This window comes from Ancylobacter gelatini, from assembly GCF_022601675.1.
GTDB lineage: Bacteria > Pseudomonadota > Alphaproteobacteria > Rhizobiales > Xanthobacteraceae > Ancylobacter > Ancylobacter gelatini.
Map to the genome: position 1 here is coordinate 438,803 of NZ_JAKVIL010000002.1, position 16,214 is coordinate 455,016.

Annotated in this window: 14 protein-coding genes; 11 read left to right on the plus strand and 3 right to left on the minus strand. The window is 63.7% G+C overall.

Features of this window, described 5'->3' with window-relative positions; translation table 11 throughout:
- The first annotated feature begins 130 nt into the window (after window positions 1-130).
- Genes MKI84_RS05320 through MKI84_RS05340 form a run of 4 tightly spaced genes read left to right on the plus strand, consistent with a single transcriptional unit; the run spans window position 131 to window position 4,921 of the window.
- On the plus strand, window positions 131-838 hold the full coding sequence (locus MKI84_RS05320) for a GntR family transcriptional regulator (protein WP_241617162.1): 708 nt from the start codon (window positions 131-133) through the stop codon (window positions 836-838).
- On the plus strand, window positions 726-1,775 hold the full coding sequence (locus MKI84_RS05325; RefSeq protein WP_241617164.1) for an ABC transporter substrate-binding protein: 1,050 nt from the start codon (window positions 726-728) through the stop codon (window positions 1,773-1,775). Before MKI84_RS05320 ends, MKI84_RS05325 begins: the two co-directional genes overlap by 113 nt.
- The gene (locus MKI84_RS20635) at window positions 1,772-3,520 is read left to right on the plus strand and encodes an amino acid ABC transporter permease/ATP-binding protein (RefSeq protein ID WP_342593615.1); all 1,749 of its coding nucleotides are present in this window, start codon (window positions 1,772-1,774) and stop codon (window positions 3,518-3,520) included. Before MKI84_RS05325 ends, MKI84_RS20635 begins: the two co-directional genes overlap by 4 nt.
- Window positions 3,521-3,556: 36 nt before the next feature.
- A complete protein-coding gene (locus MKI84_RS05340; RefSeq protein WP_241617166.1) occupies window positions 3,557-4,921 on the plus strand; it encodes an aspartate aminotransferase family protein in 1,365 nt (454 codons plus the stop codon).
- 653 nt (window positions 4,922-5,574) lie between these two features.
- Here MKI84_RS05340 and MKI84_RS05345 read toward each other — a convergent pair.
- Window positions 5,575-6,513, minus strand: a complete 939-nt coding sequence (locus MKI84_RS05345; RefSeq protein ID WP_241617574.1) for a LysR family transcriptional regulator — start codon at window positions 6,511-6,513, stop codon at window positions 5,575-5,577.
- A gap of 111 nt (window positions 6,514-6,624) precedes the next feature.
- Between MKI84_RS05345 and MKI84_RS05350 the strand changes: the two genes are divergently transcribed.
- The 3 genes from MKI84_RS05350 to MKI84_RS05360 are packed head-to-tail and all read left to right on the plus strand — an operon-like array spanning window position 6,625 to window position 8,873.
- Complete coding sequence (locus tag MKI84_RS05350) at window positions 6,625-7,347, plus strand: SDR family oxidoreductase (protein ID WP_241617168.1); 723 nt, start codon at window positions 6,625-6,627, stop codon at window positions 7,345-7,347.
- 17 nt (window positions 7,348-7,364) lie between these two features.
- Window positions 7,365-8,435, plus strand: coding sequence for an alkene reductase (locus MKI84_RS05355; protein ID WP_241617171.1), 1,071 nt, complete (start codon window positions 7,365-7,367; stop codon window positions 8,433-8,435).
- Window positions 8,436-8,495: 60 nt separating this feature from the next.
- Window positions 8,496-8,873 carry a nuclear transport factor 2 family protein gene (locus tag MKI84_RS05360; RefSeq protein ID WP_241617174.1) on the plus strand — a complete coding sequence of 126 codons (378 nt, stop codon included), beginning with the start codon at window positions 8,496-8,498 and terminating at the stop codon, window positions 8,871-8,873.
- Window positions 8,874-9,680: 807 nt separating this feature from the next.
- Here the strand turns inward: MKI84_RS05360 and MKI84_RS05365 are convergent.
- On the minus strand, window positions 9,681-11,081 hold the full coding sequence (locus MKI84_RS05365) for an amidase (RefSeq protein ID WP_241617176.1): 1,401 nt from the start codon (window positions 11,079-11,081) through the stop codon (window positions 9,681-9,683).
- Window positions 11,082-11,094: 13 nt separating this feature from the next.
- Complete coding sequence (locus MKI84_RS05370; RefSeq protein WP_241617178.1) at window positions 11,095-11,790, minus strand: cyclase family protein; 696 nt, start codon at window positions 11,788-11,790, stop codon at window positions 11,095-11,097.
- Window positions 11,791-11,918: 128 nt separating this feature from the next.
- Between MKI84_RS05370 and MKI84_RS05375 the strand changes: the two genes are divergently transcribed.
- From MKI84_RS05375 to MKI84_RS05390, 4 genes are all read left to right on the plus strand, one after another.
- Complete coding sequence (locus tag MKI84_RS05375) at window positions 11,919-13,037, plus strand: NAD-dependent epimerase/dehydratase family protein (RefSeq protein ID WP_241617181.1); 1,119 nt, start codon at window positions 11,919-11,921, stop codon at window positions 13,035-13,037.
- A 219-nt stretch (window positions 13,038-13,256) separates the two neighbouring features.
- Window positions 13,257-14,567 carry an ABC transporter substrate-binding protein gene (locus tag MKI84_RS05380; protein ID WP_241617183.1) on the plus strand — a complete coding sequence of 437 codons (1,311 nt, stop codon included), beginning with the start codon at window positions 13,257-13,259 and terminating at the stop codon, window positions 14,565-14,567.
- Window positions 14,568-14,569: 2 nt separating this feature from the next.
- Window positions 14,570-15,421 carry an ABC transporter permease gene (locus MKI84_RS05385; protein ID WP_241617185.1) on the plus strand — a complete coding sequence of 284 codons (852 nt, stop codon included), beginning with the start codon at window positions 14,570-14,572 and terminating at the stop codon, window positions 15,419-15,421.
- Between the two features lie 16 nt (window positions 15,422-15,437).
- Entirely contained in the window at window positions 15,438-16,214 is a 777-nt protein-coding gene (locus MKI84_RS05390; protein WP_241617187.1) for an ABC transporter ATP-binding protein, read from the plus strand.

The window sequence follows — 16,214 nt, forward strand, 5'->3', positions numbered from 1 at the left end:
ACGCCCTGATCAAACAGTCGCCATTTGCTTCTCAGCGTGCCGAGGATTTGAGCTTTCCAAATCATTTTGTTCAACAATAATGGCACTTGAACACGGTGGCTGCGCCATACCGAGTGAACAGGAGTCGAACGTGTCGTCTGAAAACCTCGATGCGGTTGAGGCTGCAGCTCTTCGGGTTGCGGACAGCCTGAGAGAGGGCATTCTCTCGGGACAGATGCCTTCCGGCACGCCGCTGAGGGAGGCTGCGCTTTCCACGACGCTTAACGTGTCGCGCAACACGCTGCGAGAGGCGCTGCGTGAGCTGGCATCGGAAGGGCTTATCGAGCAGGAACTCTACAAGGGCGCCAAGGTCCGTGCGATGACCAGCGAGGATGTGCTCGACATCTTCGTCGTCCGCCGTGCCCTCCAGTTCCGCGCTGTGGAGCAGAGCGCCTATGCCTCCCGGGAGAGGCTCGACATGCTCGCCACCCTCGTTGATGTCGCCGAACGGGCGGCGGAGGCGGGAGACTGGCAACAGGTCGGCACGGCAAGCCTGCGCTTCCATCACGGCATTGTCGGCCTCATCGGCAGCCGCCGACTGGATCGCTTCTTCGAGGTAATCATGGCGCAGCTCAGTCTTGCGCTCGCCGATGCTCGTAACGACGAGAACTTCCAGTCACACTGGATCCTCGCCAACCACGAGATTGCCGATCACCTGCTTTCGGGGCGCCGCAAGGAGGCAGCCCATGCACTCGGCGACTTCATCGACGAATCCGAGCGGCTGGTTCTCGACATTGTTCGCAACACGTGGGCGAGCCGGTCGACGGCTCCGCGCAAATGGTCTCCCAAACGCCAATGAACAACGGCCGATCCAAACGGCCGATCGATATCAAGCAACCAAACCAGATTGGGAACGGAGTTGTAGAATGAAGCGCGTTCATATTCCGGCCGCGGCGGCGGTTCTCGCGACCCTCAGTGCCCTTTGCCTGACCTCCGTGGCGGAAGCCGCGCCGGCCTGCGAGCCGGCCAAGCTGGCGGAAAAATATCCGGGCCTCGCCGGCCGGACCATCAAGATCGGCGTCGATCCGCAGACCCCGCCCTATGTCATGCGCCCCGCCAATGATTTCGCGAAGCTGATCGGCGTGGATGCCGATGTGGCACGCGCCGTATTCGACTGCGCCGGCGTGAAGTACGAATTCGTCGCGGGAGCCTGGTCGGGCCTACTGCCGGCGGTGCGAGCCGGCCAGCTCGATGTGCTGTGGGACAACCTCTATTATAACCCGGAGCGCGGCAAGATCCTTGATTTCGTGATCTACATGGAGGCCGGAACCGGCGCGATGACGCAGGCGGGTAATCCGAAGAAGATCATCAGCAAAGACGCCATGTGCGGCGCAGTCGCTGCCGTCACGCTCGGGGGCTTCGAGGAGTCGATCGTCAAGGAGGCGGATGCGACCTGCAAGGCGGCGGGCAAGCCGGGCGTCGAAATGATGTCGTTCCAGGACGTTGCCGCCGGCATCCGCCTCATCGACAACAAGCGCGCAGACATCATGATGTGGGACGCCGGGCTCATCGACACCCTGGTCGCCGAAAACCCCGGCAAGTACGACCGCGCCTTCATGACGCTCAGCGGTATCCAGATCGGACCGGCGGTCCGCAAGGACGATCAGGACCTGCTCAAGGCGATCTTCGACGGCATGACCGTGCTGCAGGCGAAGAAGGAGCAAGCCGCTATCTTCAAGAAGTACAATGTTGACCCGTCTTCGCAGGTCACCGCCGTCATCAAGAACGAGAAGTGACCGTGTCTCATCGGTTTCGGAAGGGGCTCGTTCGGCTCTCTGTTCCCCTGTCGGCGGCTTTGCTGCCGGCAGGTGCTGCGGTCGCGCAGACCGATAGCGCGGTCCCGGGCTCGGCCGTCCTCACCGGCCTGGCCGAACTGTGGGGCTATGCGACTTCAGGCTTCCTGTGGAATGGCGCGCTGATCGCCATCGAGATCACGGCGCTGGCCATGGTGCTCGGGCTGGCCTTCGGGCTTGGCCTCGCCCTCATGCGCCTGTCGGGCATCGCCGCTCTGCGGGGAGCATCGGCTTTTTACATCTGGGTCATGCGCGGCACGCCGCTGCTGCTGCAACTGGTGTTCATCTATGACGCGCTGCCATTGATCGGCGTGCGCTTCGACAGTTTCACCACGGCGGTGATCGGCTTCGCGCTGAACGAGGCCGCCTTCTGCGCCGAAATCATCCGCGGGGGCATCCTCTCGGTGAACAAGAACCAGTCGGTGGCGGCAAGCTCTCTTGGAATGGGGCATTTCCTGTCCCTGCGCCGCATCGTACTGCCGCAAGCTATGCGGGCGATCCTGCCGGGCGTTGGCAATGACGTCATCAACATGCTGAAGATGACCTCGCTCGCGTCGGTCATCTTCGTCTCCGAGCTGACCTACCGCTCGCAGCAGATCGTCGGGCAGAATTTCAAGTTCTTCACAGTGTTCGGCGCGACCGCGCTGATCTACCTGATCATCACCACCCTCATCGCCGTGATGCAGGAGCGGCTGGAGCGCCGGTTCAACTACGAACTGCCGAAGGATTCCGACGGTGGTGCGTTCTCGCGCATGCTGGGGTTCTCACACCGCGCCCAGTCTCCCGCTGTGCCATCAGCTCCGACAGAGGTTAGGGCTCCAGCGAGCGAGGCCGACGGCCGCGAGGAGATGCGGGACTGGCTGCGTACGTTAGTCGACGCCGATCCGCTTCCGGCGGACCAGCCCTTCGTCACCTGTTCCAACGTGCAGAAAGCCTATGGCGAGCGCACCGTGCTGGCCGGCATAGACCTGACCGTGAAGCCAGGCGAAGTGGTCGCCATTCTCGGGCCGAGCGGCTCCGGCAAATCCACCCTGCTGCGCACCGTCAATCATCTCGAAGCGATCGACTGGGGAGAAATCCTGGTTGGCGGAGGGCTTGTGGGCTATCGCCGGTTGCCGGGCGGCGGCCTCGCACCCGAGCGCAACCTCGCTCAGGCGAGGGCGAAGGCGCGCATCGCCATGGTCTTCCAGCACTTCAACCTGTTCAACCACATGACGGCGCTGGAAAACGTGATGGAGGCCCCGGTGCGTGTCCTGGGCGAAAGCCGTCACGAGGCGGAAGCGACCGGCCGGCGACTTCTCGCCGCCGTCGGGCTTGGTGATCATGCCGACCACCTGCCGCACCGGCTTTCCGGCGGGCAGCAGCAGCGCGTCGCCATCGCCCGGGCGCTCGCCATGAAGCCGAAGCTGATGCTCTTCGACGAGCCGACCTCGGCACTCGATCCGGAGCTCGTCGGCGAGGTGCTGCTGGTCATGCGCAAGCTTGCCGAAACCGGCATGACTATGATGGTGGTCACCCACGAGATCCGTTTCGCCCGCGAAGTCGCCGACCGCGTGATCTTCATGGACGAAGGCCGCGTCATCGAGGACGGCCCGCCTTCGCAGGTAATCGACAATCCCCGCAACGAACGCACGCGGCGCTTCCTGCGCCTCGTCGAGAATGCACCGACCGAGACGACGTCGTCCTGAGACGCACGCCGGCGACCCGACATGAAAGGACAGAGAATGCAGTCGCTTAACACCCAGCACGCGTCAGAAGACGCTGGGCAGCTCGGCCGGCACGGCCATTTGTCGGCCAAGGAGAAGCAGGAATTCGACGATGCCGCCCGGCTCATCCCGGGCGGTGTGCTCGGCGGCAACAGCTTTCCGAAGGGCACCGAATTCGTGTTCAGCCATGGCGCGGGGCCGCGGTTCTGGGATACGTCGGGCAACGAGTACATTGACTATGTGCTCGGCTCGGGCGCGATCTTCACCGGCCATGCCCATCCGCGACTCCAGCAGGCGGTAACGGAGCAGGTCGCGCGCGGCACGCACTTCTTCTCCTATCTAAACGAAGGTGCGGTGGAGCTGACGCGGCGTCTGAACGCCATCGTCCCCTGTGCCGAGCGTATCCGGTTGACGACCTCGGGTTCGGAATCCACCTTCCACGCCATGCGGCTCGCCCGTGCCTTCACCGGGCGTGACAAGATCCTCAAATTCGAAGGCGCCTATCACGGCAACCACGACTACACGCAACTCTCCACCACGCCGAAGAAGCTCGCCAACTTCCCGACCCCGGTGGCCGATACCGACGGGATTCCGGAGGTCGTACGCGACCTGATGCTGGTGGCGCCCTACAACGATCCGGACACGCTGGCCTCGATCCTCGCCGAGCACGGCAAGGATATCGCCGCGGTGATCGTCGAGCCGATCCAGCGCATCATCTCGCCGAAGCCCGGCTTCCTGCAGGCTGTGCGTGAACTCACGACGAAGCACGGCATCGTCATGATCATGGACGAGGTGGTGACGGGTTTCCGGTATGGGCTTTCTGGCGCGCAGGGCTATTTCGGTGTGACGCCCGACATGGCGACCTTTGGCAAGATCATCGGTGGCGGCCTCCCGGTCGGTGCGGTTACGGGCCGGGCCGACATCATGGATCAGGCCGATCCGACCCGTAAGGGGTACGCCACCTATGTGTACCAGAACGGCACGCTACAAGGGCATCCGCTCGGCTGCGCCACCGCGCTGGCGACGCTCGACATTCTGGAGGAGCCCGGCATCTACGACCGCACGTTCGCCATGGCCGACAAGCTGCGCGCGGGCATGCAGAAGGTGATGGACAGCCACGATATGGGGCTTCTCGTGTTCGGCGACGGCCCGATGTGGCACATGCTGCTCACCGAGAAGGCGCCGACCAACTGGCGCGACATCGTTGCTACCGATCTGGCCAAGCTCGCGAGCATCGAGGTGGAGCTGATCAACGAGGGGATATTTATCCTGCCGGGCAATCGGCGGTTCATCTCGACGGTTCACACTGACGCCGATCTCGACGCCACCTTTGCGGCGGCCGATCGCGCCTGCGTGGCCTGGAAGAAGAAGTTCGCGGCGTGATGTCGAAAGGGGCGGCAGGAGGGCCACCCCCTTCTCGAAAAGCCCGATTGCTGGAAAGATCATGTTATGCCAAACGTCAGATACTCGCTCGTTTAGCCCGAGCGCGCTAACTAAAGGCTAAAGCTGGGGAATGCCCGCAACGAGCAGCGCGCGGATCCTGGTGATGTTGGCGGCTCGGACGGCGCGGCAGGACCGGATCGCTGACATCCTTTTCTACTGACCGCGGCTCAGGTGCCCGGCGTGAGCCCGCTGAGCGTTTCGGATATCCGCGACCTCGATCGTCCCGAGTGAGGATCTTTTCGCACTAGAATAGACAGATCATGGCGTTAGCGTAACGTTCGCACGCAACTGATCGCTCGTCCGCTTTCAGGCGGAACAGAAGTTACGCCGAACGGCCAAAATCGCGGCGCTTTGCTGACAGACGGCTCCGGGGCCAAGAGTTGACCGGCAGCTTTCGGCGGTACGCAAGTGGAAGCGGTCGTCCGCCACTCCCAATGCGTCGTCTCAGTTTGCCCCTTAGGCGATGGAATGTCCGTTTTCCGGTAGTATGGCGCGGCCCAAAGTGCACCATCTGGAGTTCGCCGGCCGCCACAGTTGGCTCATTGGTGGAGACGTAACCGCATCGGGCGTTGGCAAGCAGCCCGCGCATCGATTCACCCTGCGCGAATGATCGCATCCCATGGCGGGTCGCTCGGGAAGATTTCAGCAAGAAAGCCGACGAAGGCTTTGACATTGGGATTGGCGCGCCGGCTTTCCGGCCACAGTGCTGTGATGGCTGAGCGCGCCACGAAATAGTCCCGCAGAAGCGGCATGAGCAGGCCGCGTTCGACATAAGGGGCGGCGACGAAGGTCGGCGAGATGCCGATGCCTCCTCCCGCCGCCATGGCTGCGGCGACGGCGTCGCTGACATCGGTGGTAATGCCGGCGTCCGGCACGAGTTCTAGCGTGCGATCGCCGAGCCGAAACGACCAGCGCAGCGCCTGCCCGGAACTCTGAAAGCGGAAATTCACGCAGTCGTGCGCGTTCAGCTCGCCGGGATGCCCCGGCACGCCGCGCCGGGCCAGATAGGCCGGCGAGGCGAAGGCGCAGATATTGTGGGGCGCCAAAGTACGTGAGATGAGGCGGGAATCGGCGAGATCGCCCACGCGGATCGCGACATCGATGCCCTCCTCGATCAGGTCGACGAAGCGGTCGCCCAGCCTCAGATCGATCGCCAGCTTCGGATAAAGCTCGCGGAAGCGCGGCAGCGCTGGCGCAAGAATATGTACGCCGATCGGCAGCGGTGCGGCGATCTTCAGCACGCCTGCAGGCTCCGATCGCGCGGCCGCTGCTGCCTGCTCGATGGCTTCGGCTTCCCGCAGCAGGCGCAGCGCCCGCTCGTGCAGATCGCGCCCCTCAGGCGTGAGGGTCAGGGAGCGCGTGGTGCGGCTGAACAACCGGATGCCGAGATTCTGCTCGAGCCGTTGCACGCTCTTGCTGATGGCAGAGGGAGAGACTCCGAGCGCCCGGGCGGCGGCCGTATAGCTGCCGAGCGAGCCGGCGCGCGCGAAGGCGATGAGGCCGGTAAGCCGATCAAGACTGATATGTTCCATCATGGAATAACAAAGCCGAATGTTGGCCTCATTATCAAGACCAACTCTTCTCACTAGGTTCCTCGCAACAGGCCCAAGAGTTCGTGCGGGCCCTTTGAAAGGAACCGTCAAATGATTGATACTCTTACGGATCAGTCGGTTGTGATCTTCGGCGGCACATCGGGCATCGGTCTCGCTGCTGCCCGGCAGGCCAATGCGGCAGGCGCCAGGGTCACAGTGATCGGATTTGATGCCGCCGGCGCCGAGCGCGTTGCCATCGAGAACGGCTTCGCCGGCTGGCGTGCCGCCGATGTCACCAAACCCGAGACCATCGCGACGGCGCTCGCGGATATCGACCATGTCGATCATCTCGTGCTGCTCGCCGGGACCTTTGTCGCCGGCAAAATTTTGGATGCCGATGTCGGCTATCTGCACCGGGCGTTCGACGAGCGCATCTGGGCGGCGGTGCATGCGCTGCGCGCCCTTGGCGACCGACTCGCTGCCGATGGTTCGGTGACCTTCATCTCCGGCGCCCTGTCGGATCGTCCGAGCGCCTTCGGCACGGCTGTGCTCGCCGCCGCCTCCGCCGCGATGGAGGCCTTCGCCCGCGGCCTCGCACTGGAGCTTGCGCCGCGCCGCTTCAATACCGTCTCGCCCGGCACGACCGATACCCCGCTGCTCGCGCGTACCCTGGGCGAAGGCCGCGAGGCCTATGTGGCGGCCCTGAAGGAAAAGCTGCCGCTGCACCGCCTCGGCACGGCCGAAGAGGTGGGGGCCGCCGTCCTGTTCCTCATGAGCAACGGCTTCACCAATGGCGAGACGCTTCATGTCGACGGCGGCGCGCGCCTCGTTTGATGGCCGGGGAAATGACCATGCCCACGCTCTTCGACCCGATCCGGCTCGGGGCCATCATGGCGCCGAACCGCATTCTGATGGCGCCGATGACCCGCGCGCGCGGCACCCGCGACCATCTGCCGACGCCGATCATGGCCACCTATTACGCCCAGCACGCCTCCGCGGGGCTCATCATCAGCGAAGCCATCGGCATCTCGCGTCAGGGTCTCGGCTGGCCCTATGCAACCGGCCTGTGGAGCCGAGAGCAGGTCGCCGGCTGGCGCAAGGTGACCGACGCCGTGCACGAGGCGGGCGGCCGTATCATCGCCCAGCTTTGGCACATGGGCCGCGTGGTCCATCCGAGCTTCCTCGACGGTGCGCAGCCGGTCTCGGCCTCGGTAACCACCGCCCCGGGGCATGCCCACACGTATGGCGGCAAACAGCCCTATGCGGCGGCACGTAGCCTCAGGGCGGATGAGATCCCCGGCATCGTCGCTGACTACGCCGCCGCCGCCCGCAATGCGCGGGAGGCCGGGTTCGACGGGGTGCAGCTTCACGCCTCGAACGGCTATCTGATCGACCAGTTCCTGCGCGACAGCTCCAATTTCCGCGGCGATGCCTATGGCGGCTCGATTGCCAATCGCCTCCTGCTGCTGAGCGAGGCAACACAGGCGGTAGCGGACGCGATCGGCGCGGATCGTACCGGGGTCCGGCTGTCGCCAAATGGCGAAACCCAAGGCGTTCGCGACAGTGACCCGCTGCCACTGTTCATCGCGGCGGCGCAAGCGCTCTCGACGATTGGGATCGCGCATCTCGAACTGCGCGAGCCACCACTCGACGGCACCTTCGGCGTCGGATACCTCGATCCCTTGGCGGCGCAGATCCGCCCCTACTTCGACGGGCCGCTGCTGTTGAACTCGGATTTCGGCCTGGCACGCGCCAACGCCGCGCTGGCGGCCGGCACAGGCGATGCCGTCACCTTCGGCCGGCCCTTCATTGCCAATCCTGACCTGCCGAAACGCCTGGCGGAAGGGCTTCCTCTCGCGCCAGATAACCCTGAGACATGGTTCGCCCAAGGGGCGGAAGGCTATATCGATTACCGACCCTAAAGAGCCCCCTTGAGCCACAGATGGCAGACACGAACTGTGAGACTAGAATGGAAGAGGCAAATGTCGACGACTGAACCTGATTACGACCACCTGCTGCATGCCAACCTTGCGCGCGTGTTCAATGAGCGCGACGACGCGAAGCGCGCGGCGGCGGTTGGCGAGCTCTTCGTCGCCGATCCGGTGATGTACGAGCCGGACAATGTCGTGAACGGCCGGGCGGCGATTGCCGCCGTCGCCGGCCAACTCCTGAAGCAATTCGGCCCTACCTTCCGCTTCACTCCGGCCGGACCGGCCGTTGGGCATCACGGGTTGGCAGTGCTCCGATGGGAGGCGGGTCCCGAGGGTGGCCCCGTCGCTGTCACCGGGTCGGATGCTGCTCAGATCGTGGATGGCCGAATCGCACGCCTCTGGGTGCTATTGAACCCAATGGACGTCTGAAATAACTGGGACCGCGAAGAGACCCTGCCGATTCTGCGTATAAACGGAAGTCAGAGCTTGTTACTGGGGCGGGACGGCATCGCCGACTTCCAAGGCATTATCCGCAAGAAGGCTGTTACCTATCGCTGTTCCTGGCTGGAACGCGCCGGCCCGAGCCTCGTGGCTGCGTTCGGGTTCGGGCGCAACTGCGACCAGCAGCTTAGAGTTCGCAATGTCGGCTTTCAGAGCCCGCAGTGCCACCTTTGGTGACTGAATCGGCGGCGCAAAGCGGACGGCGCTGCAAGGGCAATCAGGGGCCGGTATGGGTCAGTCGACGCTCTATGGCGGTCTCGGCTAGTATTCTCCCGCCTGCTCGCCTGCCAGTACTTCTCAGGGGTTACGCTCGGTGCCGTAGCGAACGGCTCGAGATCTTTCACCGCCCGCTTGAGCTCACGAATTCGATTGGACTCCGCGCGCTTGAGCTGTGAGTGCGCAGTGGTGTATTTGCGCGCTTCTGCAATCGCCATCTTCTAGGTGTTAATCGCGACCAGCTTGCTTCGCGTAGAGTGGGCTGAGAATTCAAACGGTAACCGGCGCTACCAGCTTCAGTGTCACACGATTACACGCGAAATTGGGACAGTTCGGTTCTGGCGTGCCGGCGCCAGGAGCAAACATGCAGCGCGGAAGTACGCGTTCATCACAAACGATCTGACCACCCCTATTTCGAGACAACTCGTGGACTGGACGTAACTCCTCGCCATCTCCCTGGCAATCTTCTGTCGTCACCTATGGTGAGGAGTAAGGTGCGGGCAAGACTGGGATTATTTCTCAGCACAACGGTGCCCACAGATTCGGGAGGTCGAGCGCCTGGGACAGGGCATGCCCGACGCTCAGGACGCTCGCATCATCGCCAAAGCGGGCGACAAGCTGAACGCCGATCGGGCGGCCGTCGGGATGGGCCGGGCCTGGCACATTCATAGCCGGAAACCCGAGCGCATTAACCCACCCACAATAATTGCCCATGGAGGCGCCCGCATCGGTCCGGCCGTCGATGGTGACCGGACAAGGCAGGCCGATTGGCCATGCCGGCGCCGGCGCCGTCGGCAAGAGGAGGACGTCCCAGTCATTCCATGCTGCGTTGACGCGGGCCCGAAACGCAGAGAGCCGGTCGAAGGTCGCCACGAGTTCCGCCGCGGAGACGCCGTTCCCGCTTTCATAAAGCGCGCGCATCGGCGCCGACAGTTCGTCGACGTGGCCCGTGCCGTTCAGCTGAACGATGCGGGCGACCGAGGCGGATGTGATGGTGCTCCAGATATCGCGCAGATCGACCGGGTCGAAAGGCGGGGGCACGGTGCGTATCGTGTAGCCTATGCTGCGAAGCGTTTCGGCCGCCTGCTCGACCGCCTGGACGACTTCCTTTTCGATTGGTTCGCCGGGAAGCTCAGTCATCCAGCCGATCACCTGGCGGCTGCCGCCTTGCGGTTCGCTCAGCCGCATGGATGCGGGGTCGCGCCGGTCGGGCCCGGACACCGCGTCGTAAAGCATGGCGACATCCTCGACCGTGCGGGCAGCGAGGCCGATCGACTGGAAGTCGTGTGCGGTCGTAGGAAAGCCGAACCGCCGGGGCACCCGTCCATTGGAGGGGCGCAGGCCCACCATGTTGGTGAAGGAGGCCGGCATGCGGATGGAGCCACCGGCATCGGTGCCGACCGCAAGCGGTGCGATGCCCGTCGCAAGCGCAGCCATCGCTCCTCCGCTGGATCCTCCGGGCGTCAGCTCGGGGTTCCATGGGTTGCGGGTGATGCCGGAAATCGGACTGGCAGTGACCAGCCCGAGGGCAAATTCCGGCGTCGTCGTCTTGCCGAGAATCACCGCGCCGGCGGCACGCAGCCGCTCGACGACGATGTCGTCGCATGGCGCTACATGGGACGCAAACAGGCGACTGCCCCATCGTGCCGGCAAGCCGCCCACGAACAGATTGTCCTTCACCGTCACGGGGACGCCATCCAGAGGTCCCAGCCGCGCGCCGCGCTGCTGGCGCTCCTGCGCGGCTTCCGCGGCTCCTCGTGCTCCCTCCGTGTCGAGGCAGGTGAAGATGTTCAACCGCTCGTCGAAGATCTGCGCCCTTTCGAGCGCAGTCTCGATGAGATCGTCGACACGGATATCCCGTGCATCGAGGCCCGCCGAGAGCTGTTCAGCGCTCAGCCGCCAGAGTTCGGAGGTCGCCATGGGCCTGGTCGCGTCAATCGAGGAACGCGACGGCCCGCACGGGCGATCCGCTGCCATTGGCGATGTTCAGTGGCAGGCCGGAGAACTCGAACTCCCCCTTGCCGAGAAGCGACTCAAGGTTCACCAGCCACTCGTAATGGGTCATGCCACGGTCGCGGCATACCCGATGGTTCGGGAATTCATTGTGGGAGGGCTTGTCGGTCGATGGGCCTTCAACGCCATGCACCCGCGAGCGATCCGCCAGCCAGTGGCTCGCCTCATAGGTAATTCCGGGGTTCGACCAAACCACCTTGTCGGTAGGATAGTGGCGATTGTGCAGCCCGGTGCATAGAAGCACGATATGACCGTCGATCCTGACGCCGGCCTTCTTCTCGGCCGCCTCAAGCTCCGCAATGTCGATATCGCCGAGGTCCGGGATGTGGCGCAGGTCCAGGCAAACGGCCTTACCGATGAAAAGGTCGAGTGCCATCTGGTCGATCGTAAGGCCATCCTTCTTGGTGTGGATGAACGCGTCCACATGCGTGCCGACGTGATCGATCATCCCGAGATATGTCGTGCATCCGCCGAACGGGTCGCCTTCGACCCCGTTGCCCCAGGTGATCATTTCCTCGTGCGTCACATGCGGAACGATGACCGGCCGGGGGAAGAACTTGTGCGACGGCATATTGTTCGTGAGCTTCAGGCTCAGATCGATAATCTGTCTCGGCATCAGATATTACACCATACGTCCCGGTTGGTTGCTGAAGGCAGGTGAAGCCGTTCGCGACGCGGCAGTCGAGCCGCCGTATCGCGCTCGCGCATTCATTCTGTATATAGAATTGCATTCTATGAATAGGATTGCGGCGCGACCGGAACGATGTCAAGGATTTTCATCCTGCCGGGGCTCCGACGCGTCCGGCACAGATGCCCAGGCCCTTAACTACCGGAACATGGACCATGCCCCTCAGCGACTATCGAACCGTTGCCGTCACCGGATCGAACGGCTTTGTGATGAGCGTTTTGATTCAGCGGCTGCTGCAGCAAAGCGACGGGCCCCGCGTGCTTTGCCTCGACATCTTCCCGCCGGACGAGATGGCTATGAAGCTGTTCGCCCCGTTTCGCGAGCGCCTGTCCTTCCACACGGCCGATGTCCGTGACCCTGCCGCGCTAAAGGCGCTCTTCGCCGAGCTGAAGCCGGAAGCGCTCGTCCATGGAGCGAGCTACACCCATGTCCCGGCGTGGGAATTTACCGCGCCGCACCCCTTCATCGACGTCAGCGTGTCCGGCACTCTGAATGTCTATGAGGCCCTTCGTGCCGCAGGTTCGGTCCGCAAGATCGTTCATGTCGGGTCGATCGCGTCCTATGGGAGGCCAGGTCCCGGAACGCCCGAAGGCCTGCAGGACGAAGACGGCCCCTTCTATCCCGACGACTACTACAGCATCGGCAAGTATGCCGGCGAACTGGTCGCGCGCCGCTTCGCCGAGTTGCACCGCATCGACCTTTCCGTGGTCCGCTACAGCAAGGTGTTCGGTCCGATGGAACGGCCGACAGGCGCGCGCAAGACGATGCATGTGCCCTTCCATCTCGCGGCCGGCGTCATTCACGGTCGTCCGGTGCGCGTGACACGGCGCACACGCGAGGCGGTCGGCGACTGGATCAATGTCGAGGACGCCGCGGACGCCACGCTTGCTGCGCTCGGCGGCGCGGGCGCGCCGGGACCCTACAATGTCTCCACGGGACGGAAGATTTCGGTGTCCGAGCTCATCACGCTGATGCCGGCGCCGGTCGTCTGGGTCGATCAGGGCGAGGAAGCGGACATCGACATGGACCCCACGCTGCGGAGCGGCCATTACGGGGCATTTTCCAACGAGCGGATCGGGCGCGCCCTCGGCTGGAAGCCGCGCCAGCTTGCCTGCCAGGTCGCGGGCTATCTGGAGTGGGCGGCACAGAACCCGGCCGTGTTCGATCTGCGCTGAAGGCGCGCGGGCGGAGCGCGCGGAATGCCGGCCAAGGCAGCGGCGCATGCCATGCGCCGCCGCCCCGATGATCAATGTTTAGCCATCATCCTGGGCAGCTTGAATGAATATTGAGCTTCCGCGGAATACCCTCTTGACAGTGAAGTCCATCCTAATCTTGATATCGGTAAGTTCCCTATAAAGCATATCATTCTGTATATAGAACGTTATGGAGCTGCCATGTCCGACCATCCCTCCCGAAGCGTCAGCCGCCGTACCGTTCTCAAGGCAGGCGTTGCCGGTGCCGCCGCTGCCGCGATGCCCGCTCCCGTCTGGGCGCAGGCAACCAACATCCCTGCGATTCCCGATGTCACCGTCCGGTTCGGATGTTTCGCGGTGACCAACCACGCATGGACGATCCTCGCCTCCCAGAAGGGCTTCCTGAAGGATGTCGGGATCACCATGGCCGGCGGAGCGCCGAAGCTTTACCGCTTCACTCAGGTCGTTCCGGCCATGCAGAACGACGAGATCGACATCGGCGGCATGTATTACGGCCTGATGACGCAGACGTTGGACAAGCTTACGAACTTCAAGCCCATTCTCGTCTATTCCTTCTTCCAGGGTAAATCGATCCTTGGCTCGGCAAAGAAGGGGTACAGGTCGGTTGACGAGTTCATGGCCTCGGGCATGGACTGGGACACGGCGGCCAAGGCGGCGCTCGGCCAGATGAAGGGCAAGTCCTTCGCCGTGCCGAACGAGCCGAGCAGCTATCCCTGGAACGAGTTCACCCTCGGCCTCGCCGGCATGGCGATGAAGGACACCAAACTCGTTGCGGTCGAGGATCCGAAGATCGTGCAGCTCGCCGCCGGCGAGCAGGTGGACTTCGCCGCGCCGGCCGGCGCCGTCCAGATCTACCAGTTGCGCCATCAGGCCGGATGGAAGCCGGTCATGACCATGGATCAGCAGCTCAAGCATATGTATTCGGGCTCTGAATCGCCGCTCAACCGCTTCCTCGACTACGATCTGATCCAGGTGACGGACAAATATCTGCAGGAGAACCGCGATACGGTCTTCCGGTTCACCTCGGCGATGTACCGCACGCTGGCCTATATGTTCGGCCCCGAGCAGAATCAGGCGCTGACCCAGTACGCCCCCTTCATCAACGCCAATGCCGGGTCCAACCTGAACGCCGAGGCGATCAAGTTTATCTTCGAGGAGATGGACCCCTTCTTCCAGTGGAAGGACCAGGAACAGGTCTGGAATGATCCGAAGTACCCATTGTACTTCAAGAACGTCTACGAGCCGAAGATTAGGCAGTTCGTTGCGTCGGGCACCATCAAGGACCAAGCCTACGATCTCGACGACATTTTCCAGGGCAAGGCGATCTATGAGGAGATGAAGGCCCAGAAGGCACAGGCGGAAATGCTTATGGCGCAGCTCGGCCAGACCCTGGGCGATGACCGCAAGCCGTTGTACGACAAGGGGAAGTTCCACTACGATAACTTTAACTACCTGGATGCGGTCCGCTTTTTCGAGGCTGCTAAGGCCTGACGATGACGGAGGCGATCATCAACGCGCGCAGCCGGACACCGGGGGCGGCCATGATGGCGCGGTGGAGCAACAGGCTTCGCCGCGCCGGGGTCGGTACGCGCCTGCTTGAACTCGCGGGCATCGGGCTGCTGCTGGTGATCTGGCAGCTCTGTCACTATTTCATCGGCCAGTTCTTTCCGGCCCCGCTGGATGTCTTCGACAACATCGCTGCGAATTTCTGGAGCAGCCGCTACTTCGAGGGCATAGGTCTGGCGCCGGGCGGATATGCCGACCATGTCCTCGCGACGACGACGACCGTGCTCGTCGGGCTGGCGATCGGCGCGGTGGCGGGCGTCGCGGCCGGCTATGCCAGCGCGCTGTCGAGCGTCGCCGACCAGATCATCAGCCCGCTCGCGACCATATTGGGAACCGTGCCGATACTGGTGGCCTCGCCGTTCCTTCTCATCTGGTTCGGTCCCACTTTGGTGCCGAAGCTGATCCTTGTCGGCTTCTATTCGGCCGTGGTCCTGCACGTCTATGCGATGCGGGCGGTTCAGAATGTGAACCCGGCTTATGTCGCCTATGCGCGCACGCTCGGGGCCGACGGATTCGGCATCTTCCGCGAGATCATTGTGCCGGCGAGCCTTCCGGAGCTGTTCGGTGGCCTGCGCACCGCGCTCGGCGCGGCCTGGGGCTTCGCCGTGATCGGCGAACTGCTCGGCTCCGAGTACGGAGTGGGACGCGTGATCACGGCGACATGGAGCGCCTACGACATCACGTCAATGATGGCCGGCGTCGTCGTGCTGGGCGTCGTTGCCGTCATCGCCGACGCCATCCTCGCAGGGCTGCGCCGCATGCTCACGCGCTGGCGATAACCCGGAGGTCGCGCCAATGGAAAAGCTGATCGAGATTCACAAGGCTAGCTGCCGCTTCGACCATGCCTCCGGCCGGGTCGTTCATGCGCTCAACGAGATCGACCTGACGATCGGTCGCGGCGAGTTCGTCTGCCTGCTCGGGCGCTCCGGCCATGGCAAGTCGACGCTGTTGCGGTCGTTGGCCGGGCTGAACCCGCTGACTTCCGGCTGGATCCGCGTCGAGGGCGAGCTCGTCGCCGGTCCGAGTTCCCAGCGCGGCATGGTCTTCCAGGAGGATACGGTGTTCCCCTGGATGACGGTGCGGGAGAATGTCGAGTTCGGGCTCAAATGCCAGGGCCTTCCGGCCGCCGAGCGGACGCAGATCGCACGGCGCTGGCTCGCCGCCGTTGGTCTCGCGGCCTTCGAGAACAGCTGGCCGAAAGAGCTTTCCGGCGGCATGCGCAAGCGCGTCGCCATCGCGGCGGCCTTCGCCGGCGGCGCTCCGATCCTGCTGATGGACGAACCGTTCGGAGCGCTGGACTATGTCACGCGCATGGACCTGCAGAATCTCCTGCTGGACCTATGGCAGCGCACCCGGACCACGATCGTGTTCGTGACGCACGACCTTGAGGAGGCCCTGGTCCTCGCCGAGCGGATTCTCGTCTTCTCGGCCGGCCGGGTCGTCGAGGACATGACCATCGATCTCGCACGGCCGCGCAACGAGGAGGTCCGGGCCCGCGCGGAAGCGGTCGCCATCACCAGAACCATCCTTCGGCGACTGGAGCCGAACAACGACGTTCTCCGCGTCGCTTGA